The sequence below is a fragment of the Streptomyces racemochromogenes genome (assembly GCF_044129415.1).
Lineage (GTDB): Bacteria > Actinomycetota > Actinomycetes > Streptomycetales > Streptomycetaceae > Streptomyces > Streptomyces racemochromogenes_A.
In genome coordinates, this window is record NZ_JBBDHD010000070.1 from 18493 (window position 1) to 37308 (window position 18816).

Here is an 18816-nt window from a genome sequence, read left to right on the forward strand (position 1 = left end):
GGCGGAGAGCCCGGCGGGGCCGTGATGTGAGCCACACCCGCCGGGCCAACATCAATTTCCCCGGAAGGGTCGATTCCCTTTTCCCGGAAAGGGAAACCCGGATTTCCCGAGAATCTTTTCAAGGTCGTTTGGCGCGCGGTCCGCCGGAAGTCGATCTCCGGGTGGAATTCGCGTCTTGTCCGCCCCCCGCGCGCTCGCCTACGGTCACCCTCATTCCCGGTGGCCGACTGCCGAATCCGGCCGCCGCCGGGGACTTCCCCGCACCCGCACGTGAGGAAATGCGCCATGCCCGCATCGGGTAAGCACCGCCGGCCGAAGCAGCACAAGATCGCCCGCAAGCTGGCCTTCGCCGGCACCGGCGGAGCGGCCCTCGCCCTCCCCCTGATCAGCGCGACCACGGCCGGGGCGGCCGTCGCACAGCCGGCCGCGGCGCCCGCCGCGAGCACCCTGGCCCTCCCCGCCGCCAAACCGGCCGCGGAACCGGCGGCGGCCCCCATGGTCTATTCGGTGGTCGGCGGCGACACCCTGACGAAGATCGCGGCGGAGCATTCCGTGAGCGGCGGCTGGAAGGCCCTCTACGAGGCCAACCGCACGGTCATCGGCAGCGACCCCTCCGTCATCCGCCCGGGCCTCAAGCTGACCCTGGGCGGGGCGGCGAAGGCCGCCGCCGCCCGGGCCACCGCGCTCGCCGCCAAGCCCGCCGCCGCGCCCGCGGCCGTCAAGACGTACGCGAACAACCTGGACGGCTGGATCCGGCAGTCGCTGGACATCATGGCCAAGCACGGGATTCCCGGCACCTACAACGGAATCCACCGCAACGTGATGCGGGAGTCCTCCGGCAATCCCCTCGCCATCAACAACTGGGACTCCAACGCCGCGGCCGGCATTCCCTCCAAGGGGCTGCTCCAGGTCATCGACCCGACCTTCCGGGCCTACCACGTGCCCGGCACGGCGATGGACTCCTACGACCCCGTCGCGAACATCACGGCCGCCTGCAACTACGCGGCCGCCCGCTACGGCTCGATCGACAACGTCAACGGCGCCTACTGAGCCGGGAGGTGGCCCGGGGTGATCGGCAGCCGGCGCTTGTGGTCGGTGAGCCGGTAGCGGCGGACGATCGTGTCGAAGGCCCGCGCGTCGACCGGCTTGCCCTCCAGGAAGTCGTCGATGTCGTCGTAGGTGACCCCGAGGGCGTCCTCGTCGGCCTTGCCCGGGTCGAGGGTCTCCAGGTCGGCGGTCGGGACCTTCCAGACCAGCTCGGCGGGCGCGCCCAGGGCGTCCGCGACCGCGCGCACCCGGCGCTTGGTCAGGCCGGTCAGCGGCACCAGGTCGGCCGCCCCGTCACCGAACTTGGTGAAGAAGCCGGATACCGCCTCGGCGGCGTGGTCGGTGCCGACCACCAGACCGTCGTGGGCGCCGGCCACCGCGTACTGGGCGATCATCCGCTGCCGGGCCTTGATGTTGCCGTGGACGAAGTCCTGGTGGTGGTCGTCGCGGAACTCCACGCCGGCGGCCCGCGCGGCCTCCAGGGCGGCGTCGCTCGCCGGCTTGACGTCCACGGTCAGGACCTGGTCGGCGCGGATGAAGGAGAGGGCGAGCTGGGCGTCGTGCTCGTCGGCCTGGACCCCGTAGGGCAGCCGCATCGCGTAGAACCGCGCCTCGTGCCCGGCCGCGCGGGCCCGCTCGACGGCGAGCTGGCAGAGCCGGCCGGCGGTGGTGGAGTCCACCCCGCCGCTGATGCCCAGGACGAGGGAGCGCAGGCCGGTGGAGGTGAGCCGCTCGGCGAGGAAGGCCACCCGGCGCTCGATCTCCCGCTCGGCGTCGAAGGTCTCGGCGACCTCCAGTTCCCGGGCGATCTCCTGCTGCAGGGCGATGGACGCCGGCTCGCTCACGTCTGCTCCTCGTTCTCGGCGGTCTCCGCGCCGCCCGCGCCGTCGGCGGGCGTCGCGTTGCGTTCGACGGTGTGCTGTCGCCCCCACCCTACCCAGCGGCCGCGCAGCCTCCGCGGCCCCGCCGTCCCTCAGAGCCAGCCCTGGCGGCGGGCCGCGCGGACGGCCTCCATGCGGTTGCGGGTGCCGGTCTTGCCGATGGCCGCCGAGAGGTAGTTCCGCACGGTCGACTCCGACAGGTGCACCCGGGCCGCGATGTCGGCGACCGTGGCCCCGTCGGCCGCCGCGTTCAGCACGTCGGCCTCGCGCGGGGTCAACGGGTTCGGCCCGGCGCTGAGCGCTGCCGCGGCGAGCGAGGGGTCGATCACGGTCTCCCCCGCCAGGACCCGGCGGACGGCAACGGCCAGCTCCTCCACCGGCCCGTCCTTGACGAGGAAGCCCGCGGCGCCCGCCTCCATGGCCCGGCGCAGGTAGCCGGGGCGGCCGAAGGTGGTGAGGATCAGCACCCGGCAGCCGGGGAGGGCCGTGCGCAGCTCGGCGGCGGCGTCGAGGCCGCTGCGGCCCGGGAGTTCGATGTCGAGGAGGGCCACGTCGGGCCGGGCGGCGAGGGCGGCGGGCACGATCTCGTCCCCGGCGGCCACCTGCGCCACGACCTCGATGTCCTCCTCCAGCCCGAGCAGCAGGGCCAGGGCTCCGCGCATCATGCCCTGGTCCTCGGCGAGGAGGACCCGTACGGAACTCACGGGGCGCCCCGTGTCAGGCTCGGTCATGCGGCCAGCCTAGGCGGTGGGCGCGGGCCCGCACCCGGGAGGTGGCGGATGGTCCGCCCCTGGTGAGCGGCGCCTGCGGCGGCGTAGCCTCGCGGATCACGGACCGGCGCGCCCGGAAGGCGAGGGGGGAGAAGGACGACATGGGTTCCACGGCCGATACCGGCCTGTTCGGTCTCGGTGTCAGGGGCACGGTCGGCCTGGGCCTGTTCGGCCTCGGCACCCTCGGCATCCTGGTCGGCAGCCGCTGCGAGCGGGGCTGGGAGCACTGGAACCGGACCCAGCGGATCATCTGCTCCGTGTCCGGAGCGGTCGCGTTCGCCGGACTGATCGTCATGGGGTAGCCCCCTCCTCGACGCCCACGGCCGTCTCCACCGGGAGCTCCGCGCTGACCCGGAAGCCCCCGCCCGGCACCGGCCCGCCGGTCAGCGTGCCGCCGGCGGCCGCGAGGCGTTCCGCGAGGCCGGTCAGTCCGCTGCCCGGCGGGGTCGTGCCGGTGCCTCGGCCGTCGTCGGTGATCACCAGCCGGACCCGTTCCGCCCCGCCGCGCACCTCGATCTCACAGGTGGTGGCCTCGCTGTGGCGGACCGCGTTGGTGGCTGCCTCGCGGACCACCCAGCCCAGCAGGGCGGCGGCCTGCGGAGGCAGCGGGGGCCCGGACTGGCGGACCAGGGGCTCGATGCCGGCGGCGGTCAACGCGCCCCGGGCCCGGTCGAGTTCGGAGGCCAGGCTGGCTTCGCGATAGCCGGTGACGGCCTCCCGGATCTCGGTGAGGGCCTGGCGGCCGACGGTCTCGATGTCGCGGACCTGTCCGAGGGCGGCCTCCATGTCGCGGGGGGCGATGCGCCGGGCCGCCTCCGACTTCACCACGATCACCGACAGGGTGTGGCCGAGCAGGTCGTGCAGGTCGCGGGAGAAGCGCAGCCGCTCCTGGTCCACCGCGGCGCGCGCCAGTTCCTGGCGGGTGTCGCGCAGTTCGCGCACCGTCTCGGCCAGGGCGAGGATCGCGGCGGTGACCATGCCGGACAGGAAGGTCCCGTAGACGATGCCGAGGGCGTCCCAGCCCTCCCGCAGCCCGCCGATCACCCCGGCGAGGGCGCTGATGCCGAGCATCACCTGGCCGAGCCTGCGGCCCCGGACGACCGCGCCGGTGGCCAGGCCCAGCAGCGGGAAGAACAGCATCCAGCTGCCGCCGTACACGGCGGCCATGGCGCAGGTGACGGCGCCGAGCGCGACCAGGCACCAGCGCGTGGCGGCCGCCTGCCGGGCCCGCTGGTCGAAGGCCCGGAACACCAGCGTCACGTAGAGGGAGTTGAAGAGCAGCAGGCCCAGGGCCCCGATCCAGGGGTTCGGGGTCTCGCCGTGGACGATGTTGGAGAGGGCGCCCATGCCCAGGAGCAGCCAGGGCAGCAGGGTGAAGGCGTTCGGCGGTCCCATGGGGCCGCTGCCGTAGTCGGGGGCGTCACCGCGCGCCTTGCGGGCCTTCTCCGCCGCCCGCCACTCGGCCTTGCGGGCTTCCCACTCCGCCTTGCGGGCCCGTCGCCCGGCCTTCGCCCCGTCCGCGCACCGTCGCTCGTCCCGCATGCCCGTTCCCGCTTCCCCGTTGGCTCCCGCGCCATCCCGCCGGAGCGTGGGTGCGGGGGTCGGCTGTGCTGTCATGCCCCCCACGATAGGGACCGGGCCGGAGGCACCGGCAGATCCGCCCGTACGGTCCCGGCCAGTACGAATGTCATATCCGGCGGCGGCTGCGTGGGGGTGGCTGTGCCGGCCCGGGTGCGGGTGAGCCTGTCCGATACCTGAAGACGTGTCCCCGTACCGGACGGGCTGGTAGGGGACACGATGTCAGGAGCGGTAGACCTTCTTCACGTTGCCCTGGGTGTCGGCGTACAGGTAGCCGCCGCGGCCGTACTCGTCGCTGAGGTAGGGCCGCATCGAGGCGGTGGCGCCGTCGAACAGCCAGGGTTCGACGATGACGTAGCGCGAGGTCGGCTTGGTCACGCCGAGTTCCTGCCGGGCCTTGTCGAGGAGTCCGGGCAGGGCGTCCCATTTCACGCCCGCCATGTCGATGAGGGGCGCGGCCTCGTCGATCGTGCCGCCCGGGCCGTCGCGCTTGACCTGGCCGTCGCGGTACTCGTAGCGGTCGTAGGTGCCGGCGCCGGCGGCGGTGGGGATCGAGGCGAGCACGTAGCCCTCGTAGACGGTCATCTCGACGAAGGAGGTGGTGCCGGTCCGCTGCTTGAACGCCTCGATCGCGGTCCGGACGTTGTCGGGGGTGAGCAGGCTGCCCCTGGCCGCGGCGGCGGGGCTGCCCTGCGGTCCGGACGAGCCGGTGCCGGGGCCGGCCGTGCGGCCGGCGGCGCCGGGTGTGGCGCCGGCCGTGGCGGCGCCCTTGGCGTTCGTGCCGGTGGAGCCGGAGCCCGTGCCGGGCAGCGCCTGGACCAGGCCGACGCCCCCGCCGGTCAGGGCCACCGCGACCAGGGCGCCGATCAGGACGGGCCGGCGGCGGCGCGGGCCCGCCGCGGGAACGGGTGCGGTGCGGTCGTACGGGCTGCCGCCGCCCGGGACGAACGGCCGGGTGTCCGACGCCGGGGGCGTCGCGGACACCGGGACCGGCGGCGGTCCGTACGCCGGCGGGACCGCGGGGGCGGCTCCGCCGGAAGCGGCGCTCGCGGCGCGGAGCAGCGCTTCCAGTTCGGCGCCGTCGGGGCGTACGGCCGGGTCCCGTACGAGCAGCCGTTGCAGTACGGGGCCCAGCGGGCCGGAGCGCACCGGGGCCGGGATGGGGTCGTCGAGGACGGCGACCACGGTGGCGAGGCTGGTGGCCCGGCGCAGCGGGTGGGTGCCCTCGGCGGCGACGTACAGCATCATGCCGAGCGACCACAGGTCTGAGGCGGCGAGCCCTTCCTCGCCGCGCGCCCGCTCGGGGGCGATGTACTCGGGCGAGCCGATCAGCACCCCGGTGGAGGTGAGGGCCGTGGCCCCGCCCACGGCGGCGATGCCGAAGTCGGTCAGGACGGCGGCGCCGTCGGGCCGCAGCAGCACGTTGGCCGGTTTCACGTCCCGGTGCAGGACGCCCTCGGCGTGGGCGGCGCGCAGCGCCGACAGGATGTCGAGCCCGAGCCGCAGGACGTCGGCGACGGGCATGGGGCCTTCGGCCAGCCGGTCGTGCAGGGAGCCGCCCTTGACCAGTTCCATCACGATCCACGGGTGGCCGTCGGTGCCGGGTGCGGGCTCCACGATGTGGTGGATCGTCACCACGCCGGGGTGCGCGAGGCGGGCCAGAGCCCGGGCCTCGCGCACGGCGCGCTCGCGCATCTGCTCGGAGAGCCCAGGGTTGGCGGCCTCGGAGGCCGGGTCCGGCGGGCGCACCTCCTTGAGGGCGACCTCGCGGTGCAGGGCGATGTCGCGGGCGCGCCACACCGTTCCCATGCCTCCGGCGCCCAGGGGTGCGATCAGTTCGAAACGGCCGTCGACCAGCCGTCTGCCGGCCTCACTCGTGTCCATGGCCGGTCATCGTAGAGGGCGCCACCGTCAGCAGCGGCGGCGGTCCTCCGTCAGTGCGCCCTGGGCGGTGGACACCGTGCGGTCGTAACATCCGCCGCCGATTTCGGACCCGTACAGCTGGTGGCGGGCGGTGGTGGTGCCGACCGCGTGCCGCTGGTCGCGCGGGACGTTCACCGTGTACGAGGCGTCGCCCGTGTACCGGTCGTCGAGGAGGGTCCGTCCGGTCCGGTGGCCCCCGCGCAGGGTGACGGTGTCGGCGCGGTCGCCCAGGGAGAGGACGGTGCGCAGCCGGCCGTCGGCGCCGAGGGTGGTCTCGCCGTCCATGGTGTAGGCCCGGGCGGTGCGGGTGGTGGTGGCGCCCCGGGTGACGCTCTCCTCGTCGTTCCAGGCGGCGGTGAGGGCGTCGCGGTTCTCGCCGTCGGTCCAGCGGTGGGCGGAGGTGTGGTCCACCGCCCGGGTGACGGTGGTGTTCACGCGGCCGTGGGAGGTGTCGAGGTATCCGGCGACGGTGAGGCGGTGGGCGCCGTCGGTGTCGAGGCGGTGTTCGCCGCCGGGGGCGGCGGGCGTCCAGCGGGAGGAACCGGTGGGGGACGTCTCCTCGTGGCGGGTCAGCGCCCCGGTGACGACCTCGCGGCCCCGGTCCTGCCACAGCAGCAGGTTGGCGGGGGTGCTCCAGCCGCTCTGGCCGGCCGGTACCCCGGCGACGGCCACCTCGATCCGGTGCGGGCGCCCGTCGTTCAGGAGGGCGGCGAAGGGGGTGAGGTCGTAGACCACGGGCTGGACGTCGAAGGCGCGCGGGCCGGGGGTGACGTACCAGAGGAACGGATTGGACCAGCCGCCGGTCCAGACGGTCGGGAAGGGCGCGGCGAGCCCGGCGAGCCGTCCGTCGACGGAGACGCGGACCTCGCGGTAGGGGCCGCCGGCGGCCTTGCACGAGTAGGGTGCGGCGTCGGGGACGGTCATGTACCAGTACTCCTCGCAGCCGCCGCCGGAGCCGGTGGCGTAGACCTCGGCGAGGATCCGCTCGGTGTTGCGCGGGGTGGTGACGCCCGGGGTGGCGAGCGGGAGGACCCGGTCGGGGGCGGGGGCGGGGCGGGTGCGGCCCTCGGCGGCGTAGAAGGTGAGGGTCACCCTGACGTCGATGACCCCGGTGTAGGTGTCGTCGACGACGTTGCCGATCAGCATCTCCACGGGCTGCGGGCGGCTGAGGGTGTCCCGGTAGCGGGTGACGTCCTTCTCCACGGACCACTCGACTCCCTCGGGCGAGGGTTCGGGAGTGGACGTGCCCAGGATCTCCACACCGCCGACGGCGAGGTGGCCGAGCCGGTCGTACTGGCGGCCCTTGACCTTGCCGTCGAGGCGGAGCACCACCGTGGCCCAGTCGGACCGGCCGCAGCCCGCGGGCGGGGTGTAGTCGCCGCGGTAGGGGGTGAAGTCGCGGAACTGCGCCTCGGCGAGGGTCACCCGGCAGGAGCGGGTGTCGGGGTGCGCGACGGGCGGGGCGGGCGTGAGGGGGTCGTGCCAGTCGGTGCCGAACTCGGCGGGCGGGGTGTCCGCGGCCGTGCGGGCGGGGACCGGCGCCGGGGCGGCCGCCGCGGGTCCCCCGGCGCCCGCCAGGGTGGCCGCGGCGAGGGTGAGCGCGCCGAGCAGGCCCATGATCCTGTGTCGTCTCATGGGCTCGCAGTGAAGCGGCTCCCCGTCCCCGGCCGCCAGGGGCCGGGGACGGGTCTGGCGCGATCTCGCCCCCGGGCCGGGTCCGGCTCAGCGGCCGGCGGGCAGCACCACGACGCCGTCGTCGTCCACGTACACGGTGTCGCCGGGGCGGAAGGTGACCCCGCCGATGGTGACGGGCTCGTCGACGGCGCCCGCGCCGGTCTTGCCGCTCTTGCGGGGGCAGGTGCCGAGCGCCTGGACGCCGAGGTCGAGCCCGCCGAGGGCGACGCTGTCGCGGACCGCGCCGTTGACGATCAGCCCGGCCCAGCCGGAGCGCGCGGCCGCCCCGGCGATGAGGTCGCCGACGAGGGCGGTGCGCAGCGAGCCGCCGCCGTCGATGACGAGGACGGCGCCTTCGCCGGGGGTGTGGAGGAGTTCGCGCAGCAGGGCGTTGTCCTCGTGACAGCGGACGGTGCGCACCGGCCCGGCGAAGAGGCGGCGGCCGCCGATGGGGCGGAAGGCGGTGGTGCAGATGCCGAGGTCCTCGCCGTGCTCGTCGTAGAGGTCGGCGGTGGGGACCGGGGGTGTCCCCCGCGGTGGCTGGGGCAGGGTGACGCTCATGTGGCTGTGGGCTCCTCGCCTCTCGTACGTCGCGCCGTGCGGAGCCAGCGTATGCCGCGGCCGGCCGGTGCCGTGGCCGGAGGGGTCTGCCGGTTCGCGGCGAGGTGCCGTGCCGGGCGCCGCGGGGCGGTGGACTAGTCGCGGGAGTTGCCGAAGAGGATGCGGTAGCCGATGAGCAGGACGAGGGAGCCGGCGATGGCGGAGCCCCAGGTGGCGAGGTCGAAGAACTGGTTCTGGATGGGGCGGTCCAGGAACCTGGCGGAGAGCCAGCCGCCGATGAAGGCGCCCGCGACGCCTATGAGGGTCGTTCCGATGAGGCCGCCGGGGTCCCGGCCGGGCAGGAGGATCTTGGCGATGCCTCCGGCCAGCAGGCCCAGGACGATCCAGCCGATGATGCCCATGCTCGTTCACTCCGCTCGTTGGTCCACGTCTCTACGGTGGGGAGGACGCGGGCGGCGGCCCGGCGGTTCTCAGCCGCGGCGGGTTCTCAGCAGTGCGGCGGCCAGGGCGGCGGCCGTCACGGCGCCGACGCCGGCCGCCGCGAGGCCGCCGCGGGAGCGGTAGGAGAGGAGGGAGCAGGCGGAGCGGGCCGAGAAGGCGGAGCCGACGCTCAGCCAGGAGGCCGCGGAGCCTGCCGAGAGCGCGGAGCCGAGCGAGCCGACGGACAGCACACTGCCCACCGAACCGACGGAGAGCACGGAGCCCACGGAGCCGATGGACAGCACGGAGTTCCTGGACCACAGGGAGAGGTACGAGCGGTCGGCCATGGCGATCATGCTGTCACATGGCCGGCCGGGAGGGGGTGGCTTTCGCCGGTCCGGACGGAGCCGGGCGCGGTCCGGGTCAGCAGGAGCACCCCCCGGGTGGCGGCGAGCGCCCCGGCGACGGCGAGGACGATGCCGAGGGCCCCTCCCTGGAGGCGTTCACCGAGCAGGACCATGCCGATGACGGCGGCGGCGAGCGGGTTGGCGAGGTTGACCACGGCGAGCGGGGCCCCCAGGCCGCCCCGGTAGGCGCGCTGCGAGAGCAGCATCCCGCCGACCGCGAAGACCACGACGAGCAGCGCGACGGTGACCACCCGGGCGCTGAGCAGGGAGCCGCCCCGGCCTCCGGCCACGGCGACGGTCTGGGTCAGGGCGGAGGCGACGGCGGAGGCCAGGCCGGAGGCGGTGGCGTGGCGCAGGCCGGGGCCGGGGTCCTTGCGGGCGGTGAGCAGGGCGATCACGGCCAGGGTGGCTCCGGAGACGGTGAGGGCCTCGGCCACGCTGAGGGTGTCGTCGGGGGCCGGGCCGGAGGCGGGGAGCAGCAGCAGGCCGAGCCCGGCGACGGTGGCCAGGGTGCCCCGCCACTCGGTGGCGGCGACGCGCCGCCCGGCGCCGCGCGCGCCCAGCGGGACGGCGGCGACGAGGGTGAGCGCGCCGAGGGGCTGGACCAGGGTCAGCGGGCCGTAGCGCAGGGCGGCGGCGTGCAGCAGCGCCGCGGCGGCGTTCAGCCCGGCCGACCACCACCAGGCGCCGTTGCCGAGCAGGTCCCGGGCGGTGCGGGCGACGGCGCGGCGGGCGAGCCGCTCCTGGGCGACGGCGGCGGCCGCGTAGGTCACGGCGGAGGCGAGGCAGAGCGCGACGGCGAGCAGGGTGGCGTTCACCGTTCGCCTCCGGCGGGTACGGGGACCGCCCCGGCGTGCCCCGGCTCCCCGGCAGCCCCGGCGGAGGGGACCCCGGCGGAGGCGGCGGAGGCGGCCCCGGCGGAGGCCGGGCCGGGCTTCGGGCGGGGGCGCGGGAGGGCCCGTACCGCGCCGGCCGGCGCGTCCGCACGGGCCCGGGGGCGGGGGACGACCAGGAGGGCGGCGCCCAGGAGCAGGGTCGCCACGATCGCGTCGACCCAGTAGTGGTTCGCGGTGCCCACGACGACCAGCAGCGTGGCGAGGGGGTGCAGCAGCCACAGGGCGCGCCACCGCGAGCGGGTCGCGGCGATCATCCCGAGGGCCAGCATCAGCGCCCAGCCGAAGTGCAGGGAGGGCATCGCGGCGAACTGGTTGGCCATCGTGTCGGCGGCCGGGGCGGCCCGGTAGACGGTCGGCCCGTAGACCTGGCCGGTGTCCACCAGGTGCGCGGCCTCCAGCATCCGGGGCGGCGCGAGGGGGAAGGACAAGTGCAGGGCGAGCGCGGCGCCGGTGAGCACGGCGAGCACCCGGCGGGTCCACAGGTAGTGCCCGGGGCGGCGCAGGTAGAGCCAGACCAGGAACAGCACGGTGGCCGGGAAGTGCACGGCCGCGTAGTACGTGTTCGCGGCGTGGACGGCGGCGTCCGAGTGGAGCAGCAGCCGCTGCACGGCCCCTTCGCCGGGCAGGTGCAGGGCGCGTTCGGCGTCCCACACCCGGGCGGCGTTGTGGTGGGCCTCTTCGGTGCGGCCCGTCGAGAGCAGCCGGCCCGCCTTGTACACGGCGAACAGGCCCGCGACGAGCAGCAGCTCGCGTATGAGCCGGCGCCGGGCCGCGCCCGCGGGGGCGGGTGGCCGGCCGGGTGTGGTGTGGGACGTCATCCCCCGGTCTCACTTCTTTCGGGTGGAGCGGCTTTCGGTCGCTTCGGTCGCTTCGGTCGGACCGTTTCCGATCGACACGCCAGTGTATCGATACATTCGCGTATCGATACGATGGTGTAGCGATAAGCCCCCGGGGCCGTACACTCGGAAGCACGACCCACCGCCCGTGAGCTCACGAGGAGAGCCGCACCCCATGACGTCCACGCCGCAGACCGCCGCGCGCCGCTCCAAGATCAGCCCGGAGCGCGAGCAGGAGTTCTACGACGCCGTCCTGGACCAGCTGCGCGAGCACGGGTACGAGGCCCTCACCATGGAGGGCGTGGCCGCCCGGGCCTGCTGCGGGAAGTCGACGCTCTACCGGCAGTGGAAGACCAAGCCCCAGCTGGTCGCCGCGGCCCTGCGCGCGAGCCGTGCGCGGCGCGGCGAGCGGACGCTGGCCGACGTGGACACCGGGAACCTGGCGGAGGACCTGCGCGAGGCGGCCCGGATCGCGGCCGGCACCTCCGGGCGCGACACGCGGCTCACCCAGGCCCTCGGGAACGCCGTGCTCAGCGACGAGGAGCTCCAGCGCGCGCTGCGCGAGGCACTGGTCGAGCCCGAACTGGCGGCCTTCGGCGCGATCGTGGCGCGGGCCGTGGCCCGGGGTGAGATCGCGGCGGACCACCCGGCCGTGGAGTTCCTGCCGGCGCAGCTGATGGGCGTCCTGCGGATCCGGCCGGTGCTGGAGGGCCGCTACGCGGACGCCGACTACCTGGTCAGGTTCGTCGACGCGGCCCTGCTGCCCGCCCTGGGCATCGGGCCGGGAGACCGACCGGCCACCTGAACCGGTGGGCCGCCGTTCACGATGACCGGACGGCGACCCGCTCGCGCTGCCTCGTGGGGACGGCGGCAGCGCGCCACCCGGACGGGTCGGCGGCCCTCCCGAGCAGGGGGACCGCCGGCCCGTCCGGTCCGGACCACCACCCCGCCGCCGGCCCCGGCCCCCCGGCCGGCCGGGCCGCCTCAGTCCCGGGCCGCCCCCATCAGCCGGGTGTACTCCTGCGGGTCCGCGTCGAAGCCGTGGGCGCAGGCGTCCAGGGACCAGCCGCCCGCCCCGTCCCGGACGAACGCGGCGACGGTGGCGGCCGTGGCACCGGCGAGCCCGGCGAAGTCGTGGGTGGCGAGGTCGGTGTGGCCCTCGCGGATGCGCAGGCCGGTCCCCGCGACCGCGGAGAAGACCGTGCGTCCGGGCGCTCCCGCCGGGCCCGGGTCCTGGATCACCACGCCGACCACGACCCGGCCCAGCGCGGGTGCCAGCCGGTCCAGTTCGAGGGTCATCACCTCGTCCCACCCGAAGCCCTGCCCGTTGCGGCTGTCCCGGTCGAGGGTGATGGTGCCGTCGGGGGCGCGGCTGCCGAAGTGCACGAGGTACACGGGCTCGCCGTACGGGTCCTCGGTCCCGAAGACACCGGCGACGAGGTCCAGATCGTGCGGAGGCGTCCCGGCGGGACTCGGGTCCCAGCGCAGGGATATCTCCACCTTGGCCAGGCTCTTGCGTACTCCGGTCACCGGACCGCCCCCTCGCTCGGCCGCCGTGGGCCGTGTCTTCCGCGTCCAGCCGGCCATGCTGCCACGCGTTCGTGACCACCGGGCGAACCACCGTACACAACCGGCCAGTTCGCCGTTCAGCCCACCGGGGGCACCCGTACGGTCTCCACCCAGGCCGGCGGCTGCGGCGCGTCCGCTCCGATCAGCGCGGCGATCACCCGGCAGGGCAGTGCGCCCTCCGGCCAGGGGGTGTACCCGTCGGTGAGGACCACCACGATGCCCGGGCGGTCCGCCGCGGCCAGCGCCGCCGCGATGCCCACCCGCATGTCGGTGCCGCCGCCGCCGGCCAGGGTCACCTGCTGGGCGCTGGTCACCCGGTTCACGGCCTGTACGTCGGCGTCGCAGGCCAGGACCGCGACGCGGTTGCCGCCCACGCCGACCTCGCGCAGCACACCGGTCACCTCTCCGAGCGCGGCGGCGAGCTCCTCGTCCCCCATCGACCCGGAGGTGTCGACGACGATCGCGACCCGCGGCAGCGGCCGGCGCAGGCTCGGCAGCACCACCCGGCCGCCCAGGGCGGGCATGCGCCGCGAGGGGCGGCGGTAGGTGTAGTCCACCGCGCCGGCGGCCCAGGCCGCGGCCTCCCGTACCGCCCCGGTCAGGGCGCGCCGCCAGTCCACGACGGGCTCCAGGACCTGCTCCGCCCAGCGTTCCCAGCCGGCCGGGACGCTGCCCCTGCCCCGGGTGCGCCGGTGGGAGCGCACGGCCTGGGCGGTGGTCCGGCGCAGGGCCTCCGCCTCGACCGGTCCGATCCGGGCGGTGCCGTCGGAGCCGCCGAGTTCCCAGGGCGCGGGCACGCCGTGCGCGCCGGAGCCGCAGTCCACGTGCGCGTGCGGGGGCGTGGGCGGGATGCCGGGCAGGTAGCCCTCGAAGAGGCCGCCCGCGGGGAGGCCGAAACGGCCCGGCTCCATCCGGCCGTCGGGCAGCCGCAGCCCGTCGGCGAGGAGGTCGTCGTTGATCTCGCAGTCCTGGGCGATGTTGATCCGCAGCGGATCGCGCTGGTCGGCGGCCGGGAGCCGGTCGGCCCGGCCGTGGTGGTCGCGCAGCAGGTGGGCCACCTCGTGGATCCACACGCCGGCCAGTTCGGGGACGGCGGTCGCGTCGACGAACCCGGGCGCGACGTAGCAGCGCCAGTGCCGGTCGACGCCCATCGTGCGCACCCCCGTCGGCCCCGGGGAGGGGACGACGGTCAGCGCGTACAGGGCGGAGGCCAGGTAGGGCCGGGCCTCGGCGGCCGCGTAGCGCGCGGCGAGGAGCTTGGCCCGGTCCAGGGGGCGGTCCACCGGCGCGGCCCGCCCGGTCAGCGGGCGCCGGGGAGCGCCCCGGCCAGCTGGAGCAGTTCCACGAAGGCGTCGATCCCGGCCGGTACGGGCCAGGCCAGGTCGCGCATCGCGGCGAGGTCGGCGGCGGCCCGGGCGGCGACGTCGGGCACGCCCGCGTCGACGGCCTTGGCGAGCACCGCCCAGCCGGCCTCCCAGCGGGGCCGGGTGGGCTCGGCCTGGACGGCGGCCACCACCGCGATGAGGAAGGCCAGCTGGCGGTCTCCTCGCTGGGGGAGGGCGAAGGCGTCGGGGTCGGCCAGCACCTTCTCCGGGTCGGGCAGGTCGAGGTTCTCCAGGTAGGCCAGCAGTTCCAGGCCCGCGCCGTCGCCGACGGCTCCGGTGAGCGCGGCGGACAGCGCCTCCCGGCCCGCGCCGGCCGCGTATCCGGTGGCCAGCAGGCGCAGGGCCATCTCCCAGGTGCGCGGGGAGGGCCACGCCCGGCCGCGGCCCTCGGCGTCGTTCGGCATGTGGTGGACGAGGCCGGGGCGGGCGGTGAGGAAGCCGGAGATCACGCCGCGCGCGCGGGCGGCCGCCCCGGCGGCCCGGGCGGGGTCGACGGCGGGCAGGGCCGTCTCCGGCCAGGTCCCGGCCATGCCGCGGGCGACCGTGCGGGCGTCGTGCGTCCAGTCGAGGTGGACGAAGCGGTTGGCGAGCGGCGGGCTGAGGTGCCAGCCGTCGGCCGCGCTGGAGGGCGGGTTGGCCGCCGCGACGATCCGTACGGAGGGGGGCAGTTCGAGGCTTCCCACGCGGCGTTCGAGGACCACGCGCAGCAGCGCGGCCTGGACGGCGGGCGGGGCGGAGGACAGCTCGTCGAAGAACAGCAGTCCGTGCCCGGTGCGGGCCAGGCGCACCGCCCAGTCGGGCGGGGCCATGGGTACGCCGGTGGTGGCGGGGTCGTCGCCGACGACGGGCAGGCCCGCGAAGTCGGAGGGTTCGTGGACGCTGGCGATGACGGTCTCCAGCCGGACCCCGAGGGCGGCCGCGAGCCGTTCCATGCCGGCGGACTTGCCGATACCGGGCTCGCCCCACAGCAGAACGGGCTGATTGGCCGTCACCGCCAGGGCCAGGGCTTCCAGTTGGGGGCTGGCCCCGGGCTCGGTGCGGGTGGCGCCCAGGCGGGCGTTGAGGGCGTCGGCGGCCGCCAGGGCGGGCGCGGGCCCGGTCGGTGCGGTGGTCATGCTCTCCCTGCCCGTTCGTCCGCGGGATCCGTGGGATCGCCGGGGGCCGCGTAGCCGTCGTGGTCGTCGTACTCCTGCTCTTCCTCCCACTCCTCCCGCTCGTCCATGAACTCGTCGTACTCGCCGGAGCCCAGGTCGGGGTGGCGTTCCTCCACCAGCTCCCTGAGGAAGGCGAGGTCGTTCCGCTTGTAGCGGCGCACCACCTGGCCCAGCGCCAGGTCCATGTTGTCCACCACGTCGGTGCGCGCGCCGGCCGCCAGGAGCGCGCGGACCAGGGCGGCGGTACCGCCGTTCTGGACGGCGCACTGGAGCGGCGTGCGCTCGGCGTCGTCCCTCTGCTCCAGGTCGAGTCCGGCCTCCAGCAGCCGGGGCAGCAGCTCCTCGTGGCGGACGAAGGGCAGCAGGTGCAGCAGGCCCTGGCCGCGGCCGTTGCGCACCCGCGGGTCGAGGCCCGCGTCGAGCAGCGTGAGCACGCCGGGGGTGTCGCCGTGCTGGACGCGTTCGAACAGCTCGCGCCGCTCGGCGCGCAGGGCGCGCGGGAGCCGTCCCCCGCCGCCGGTCCAGGCCTCCCGTACCGCGAAGCAGCCGGCGACGGCGCCGCCGAACGCCCGCATGGCGCGCTCGCGCTGCTGCTCCTCGGCGGTGTGCGGGAGTTCGAGTACGCCGTTCCGCGAGCCCACCTCGTGCCATTCGCCGACGCAGCGCACCCGGACGGGCCGCGGCGCGGCGGGCCCGGGCGGCCCCTCGGCCGGGCCGGCGCCGGGGAACAGGGCGTCGGCGACGAGCGGGTGCAGCGCCTGCGGGGCGGTGCGGCCGGAGCGTACGAGGTACGGGTCCGGCAGCGGCTGCCAGGCGTACGCGGGCAGGCAGGGGACGTCGCCCACCTTCTGGGGGTCGACGATCCGCAGCCGCAGGCCGCTTCCCGCGGTGGGCTCCAGCAGCAGGTGGGCGCGCCAGTGCGGGGCGAAGCGGAACCGCTCCCCCGCGCCGGCCGCGGTCAGGCGGCGGAACCCGTCGGCGAGCCGGACCGGCTCCAAGGGGACCGACTCCAGCGCCTCCCGGGCGTCGTGGGTGGGGTAGAGGCGGCCGCGCCGCTCGAAGGGCGAGAGGTCCAGCTCGATCCCGGCCGTGGCGAAGGCCTCCGGCAGGTCGCCGCGCCGGTAGAGCTCGGCGGCCCACTCGGTGCGGGCGGCGCGGTCGTCCGCGGGGGGTTCGGCGGAGGGCAGGGCGCCGGCGCCGAGGGGGGTGCCGTCGGCGTGGAAGAAGGGGAGCCGGCCGGCGCGTCCGGCGCAGGAGCGCAGGCCCGCGGTGTGCCGGGAGTCCCACAGCCAGGGCGCGAGGGTCCAGTCATCGGTGACCCAGCGCGCGTAGGCGTGGCGCTTGCGCGCCGGGTCGACCGGCGCGCAGTGCAGCCGCAGCCGCTGCGGGCCGTCCACCATGGCACGGGTGGTCGCGTACAGCAGGGGCGCGGTCTCGTCGCGTCCGTAGCGGGCCAGGAGGACGCGCCGGTTGGGGGCCAGCACGGTGCGGCCGCCCAGGACTCGGGGGAGGTGCCAGCGCAGCAGTTCGGGAACGAGGTGCAGCAGGTCGGCCTCCGCCCGCCCGGCGACGGCGGTGCCGTGGGCGGAGGCGAGCGCGGGCAGGTCGAAGGCGACCTCGACGCCCGCGGCGGCGCAGGCGGCGCGCCAGTCCCCGGCCAGGCGGTGCGCGGTGGCCCGCTCGATCATCCAGCGGGGCACGGCGTAGCGGCGGACGCGCTGCCAGGCGGCGGCGTCGTCGTCCGGCAGGGCGCCGGGCGGCAGGTCGGCGAGCCGGTTCTCGTTGCGCGCGCTCACCGGTACACGCTGCCGATGGCGCGCAGGTCGGGGTGGCCGGGGCGGGCGGGGCGCAGCCGCTCGGCGAAGGAGCGCTTGAGGCGGCGGGGGGTGCCGGGGCCGAGGCCGACGTGCTCCAGGGGGCTGCCGTCGGGCAGTGCGGCCAGCAGGCGCTTGGCACCGCGGCCGGTGATCCCGGTGTGGCGCAGTTCCAGCCGGCGCAGCGGGCTGCCGGGCAACGCGTCGGCCAGGGCGTACGCGCCCTCGTCTCCGGTGGCGTTGCCGGTGGCGAGGCTGCGCTCGGACATGACGCGGCCGAGGTCCAGGGACTCGATCCCGCCGAGGGCCGCGGCCAGGGCGCGGGCGCCGGGCACGCCGATGCCGTTGCCGCCGAGGCCCAGGCGCACCGGCCGGTCGGGTCCGGCTTCGGCGGCGGCGGCCGCGAGGACCGCGGCGCCCTCGTCGCCGAGGTGGTTGGCGGGGACGTACAGCTCGCGGACGCCGGCCTCGCGGATCAGGGCGGCGAGCAGCGGGGCTGCTTCGCCGGTGAGGCCGTTGCCGCCGAGGTAGATGCGTTCGAGGGGGGTCTCGCGGGTGCGCAGGGCGTCCAGGAGGAGGCGTACGCCGTCGGCGGTGATGCCGGTGTTGACCAGGTCGAGGGTGCGCAGCGCGGTGTTGCGGCGCAGCAGGGCGGCGAGGGTGCGGACGCCGTCCTCGTGGAGCGGGTTCCGCTTGAGCCAGAGGGCGCGGACGCCCGTGTCCTCGGCGAGGGCTCCGGCGAGGGCGAGGACGCCGTCGGGGCCGATGCGGTTGCAGCCGAGGTAGAGGGTGTGCAGGCCGTGCCCGGGGCCGGCCGCCGTGAGGGCGGCGGCGAGCGCGCGGGCGCCCTCGTCGGCGATGGAGTTGGTGCCGAGGAGCAGGTGCGCGGCGTGCGGGGAGGCGATGGCGGCGGGCAGCAGGCGCGCCGCGCCGGCGGGGCCGAGGCCCTGCTTGCACAGGTCGACGCGGCCGTCGGCGCGCAGGGTGCCGAGGGGGAAGGTCTCGTCGGTCCCGACGGGGTGGTCCTGCGCGAGGCGGGCGAGCAGCGGGTCCAGGGCCGCCGGGTCGGCCAGCGGCAGGTCCGGGTGCTCGATCGCGGGGCACCGTACGGGCGTCGGCCGTGTCATCACCACTCCACCGGTTCCTTCGCCGGCTTCCGGCGACCGAGCAACATCGGGTACGACCGCCGTGACGGCACGACGGTGCGCCGCGCCGTCACGGCGGGAAGAAGACGCAAGACCGGTCGGATTCGAACCGACGTCCTCCAGCTCGATGCTTGGGCGCGACGACCTCTGCGCTACGGCCTTGCTGCGGTGATCATAGCGGCCGGTTGGCCGAAAATCGATCACCAGTTTGAATTTTCGGGGCGGCCCGCCGGCCGCTACCAGTCACCGTCCTGCACGGGGTCGCCCGGGCGCGGGCCCGTGCCGACGTGCTTGACCTGACCCGGGGCCGGGGGCGTCCAGGGCGCGTGGTCGTCGCCCAGCCAGTCGCCGACGGGCTTGACCCGCGCGAGCGGCTCCGCGGCCGGCAGATCGGTTCCGCTTTCGTCGTAGTAGTCGTACCAGGGCAGTCCGGCCCGGGTGTAGGCGGCCCGGTCGACGGGCGAGGGCGGGGCGTCCTCGCCGGTGATGCGGCGCCACTCGGGCGGGGTCACCAGGTGGACGAAGACCCGCGCGGCCGGGGCGTCCGCCCAGGCCGACAGCGGGCGGTCGTCCCGGTAGACCTCCTGGCGCATCGAGCCGCCGACCCCGAGCCCCATCGCGGGGGCCGGGGGCCGCCGCGCGGCGGGGGGGGCGGGCCCCCCCCCCCCGGCGGGGGGCCCCCCCCCCCCCCCCCCCACGCCGCCGGCCTTCCCGGCCGCGTCGCTGTCCAGCAGGAGCACCGCCCCGTGTGCCGCC

General features: G+C 76.1%; 18 protein-coding genes, 1 tRNA gene and 1 pseudogene. 3 read left to right on the plus strand and 17 right to left on the minus strand.

Annotated features, from left to right (window positions below):
* The first annotated feature begins 285 nt into the window (after positions 1–285).
* Positions 286–1050, plus strand: a complete 765-nt coding sequence (locus WDV06_RS23825; protein ID WP_395511817.1) for a transglycosylase SLT domain-containing protein — start codon at positions 286–288, stop codon at positions 1048–1050.
* Here the strand turns inward: WDV06_RS23825 and nadE are convergent.
* Positions 1044–1892, minus strand: a complete 849-nt coding sequence (gene nadE / locus WDV06_RS23830) for an ammonia-dependent NAD(+) synthetase (protein WP_395511818.1) — start codon at positions 1890–1892, stop codon at positions 1044–1046. The two genes, WDV06_RS23825 and nadE, sit on opposite strands and share 7 nt — an antisense overlap.
* Before the next feature lie 128 nt (positions 1893–2020).
* Positions 2021–2659, minus strand: coding sequence for a response regulator (locus tag WDV06_RS23835; RefSeq protein ID WP_395511819.1), 639 nt, complete (start codon positions 2657–2659; stop codon positions 2021–2023).
* A gap of 140 nt (positions 2660–2799) precedes the next feature.
* On the opposite strand from WDV06_RS23835, the gene WDV06_RS23840 reads away from it, so the two are divergent.
* Entirely contained in the window at positions 2800–3000 is a 201-nt protein-coding gene (locus WDV06_RS23840) for a hypothetical protein (RefSeq protein ID WP_395511820.1), read from the plus strand.
* Here WDV06_RS23840 and WDV06_RS23845 read toward each other — a convergent pair.
* The 8 genes from WDV06_RS23845 to WDV06_RS23880 all read right to left on the minus strand — a co-directional run bounded on the left by WDV06_RS23845 (position 2990) and on the right by WDV06_RS23880 (position 10975).
* On the minus strand, positions 2990–4240 hold the full coding sequence (locus WDV06_RS23845; RefSeq protein ID WP_395511834.1) for a sensor histidine kinase: 1251 nt from the start codon (positions 4238–4240) through the stop codon (positions 2990–2992). The genes WDV06_RS23840 and WDV06_RS23845 overlap by 11 nt on opposite strands.
* A 258-nt stretch (positions 4241–4498) precedes the next feature.
* On the minus strand, positions 4499–6160 hold the full coding sequence (locus WDV06_RS23850; RefSeq protein ID WP_395511821.1) for a serine/threonine-protein kinase: 1662 nt from the start codon (positions 6158–6160) through the stop codon (positions 4499–4501).
* A gap of 27 nt (positions 6161–6187) precedes the next feature.
* The gene (locus WDV06_RS23855) at positions 6188–7834 is read right to left on the minus strand and encodes a peptide-N4-asparagine amidase (protein WP_395511822.1); all 1647 of its coding nucleotides are present in this window, start codon (positions 7832–7834) and stop codon (positions 6188–6190) included.
* Positions 7835–7921: 87 nt separating this feature from the next.
* Positions 7922–8434 (minus strand): ribonuclease E activity regulator RraA, encoded by a 513-nt coding sequence (gene rraA / locus WDV06_RS23860; RefSeq protein WP_395511823.1) that lies wholly within the window; start codon positions 8432–8434, stop codon positions 7922–7924.
* Positions 8435–8568: 134 nt separating this feature from the next.
* Positions 8569–8835, minus strand: coding sequence for a GlsB/YeaQ/YmgE family stress response membrane protein (locus tag WDV06_RS23865; RefSeq protein ID WP_395511824.1), 267 nt, complete (start codon positions 8833–8835; stop codon positions 8569–8571).
* Between the two features lie 69 nt (positions 8836–8904).
* A complete protein-coding gene (locus tag WDV06_RS23870; RefSeq protein WP_395511825.1) occupies positions 8905–9201 on the minus strand; it encodes a hypothetical protein in 297 nt (98 codons plus the stop codon).
* 5 nt (positions 9202–9206) lie between these two features.
* Complete coding sequence (locus WDV06_RS23875; RefSeq protein ID WP_395511826.1) at positions 9207–10079, minus strand: DMT family transporter; 873 nt, start codon at positions 10077–10079, stop codon at positions 9207–9209.
* Positions 10076–10975: a phosphatase PAP2 family protein gene (locus WDV06_RS23880; protein ID WP_395511827.1), complete on the minus strand. Its 900-nt coding sequence runs from the start codon at positions 10973–10975 to the stop codon at positions 10076–10078. The genes WDV06_RS23875 and WDV06_RS23880 overlap by 4 nt, the downstream gene beginning before the upstream one ends.
* A gap of 193 nt (positions 10976–11168) precedes the next feature.
* On the opposite strand from WDV06_RS23880, the gene WDV06_RS23885 reads away from it, so the two are divergent.
* Positions 11169–11798 (plus strand): TetR/AcrR family transcriptional regulator, encoded by a 630-nt coding sequence (locus WDV06_RS23885; RefSeq protein ID WP_395511828.1) that lies wholly within the window; start codon positions 11169–11171, stop codon positions 11796–11798.
* Between the two features lie 179 nt (positions 11799–11977).
* On the opposite strand, the gene WDV06_RS23890 is transcribed toward WDV06_RS23885, so the two are convergent.
* The 7 genes and pseudogenes from WDV06_RS23890 to WDV06_RS23920 all read right to left on the minus strand — a co-directional run.
* Positions 11978–12523, minus strand: coding sequence for a TerD family protein (locus WDV06_RS23890; protein ID WP_395511829.1), 546 nt, complete (start codon positions 12521–12523; stop codon positions 11978–11980).
* A gap of 116 nt (positions 12524–12639) precedes the next feature.
* Positions 12640–13845: a vWA domain-containing protein gene (locus WDV06_RS23895; protein WP_395511830.1), complete on the minus strand. Its 1206-nt coding sequence runs from the start codon at positions 13843–13845 to the stop codon at positions 12640–12642.
* Positions 13846–13862: 17 nt separating this feature from the next.
* The gene (locus WDV06_RS23900; RefSeq protein WP_395511831.1) at positions 13863–15062 is read right to left on the minus strand and encodes an AAA family ATPase; all 1200 of its coding nucleotides are present in this window, start codon (positions 15060–15062) and stop codon (positions 13863–13865) included.
* Positions 15059–16897, minus strand: coding sequence for an ankyrin repeat domain-containing protein (locus WDV06_RS23905; RefSeq protein ID WP_395511832.1), 1839 nt, complete (start codon positions 16895–16897; stop codon positions 15059–15061). The genes WDV06_RS23900 and WDV06_RS23905 overlap by 4 nt, the downstream gene beginning before the upstream one ends.
* Positions 16894–18042 carry a leucine-rich repeat domain-containing protein gene (locus tag WDV06_RS23910; RefSeq protein WP_395511833.1) on the minus strand — a complete coding sequence of 383 codons (1149 nt, stop codon included), beginning with the start codon at positions 18040–18042 and terminating at the stop codon, positions 16894–16896. Before WDV06_RS23910 ends, WDV06_RS23905 begins: the two co-directional genes overlap by 4 nt.
* Positions 18043–18149: 107 nt before the next feature.
* A tRNA-Arg gene (locus WDV06_RS23915) sits at positions 18150–18222 on the minus strand.
* Between the two features lie 74 nt (positions 18223–18296).
* Positions 18297–18816, minus strand: a pseudogene (locus WDV06_RS23920) (hypothetical protein); the annotation flags it as partial.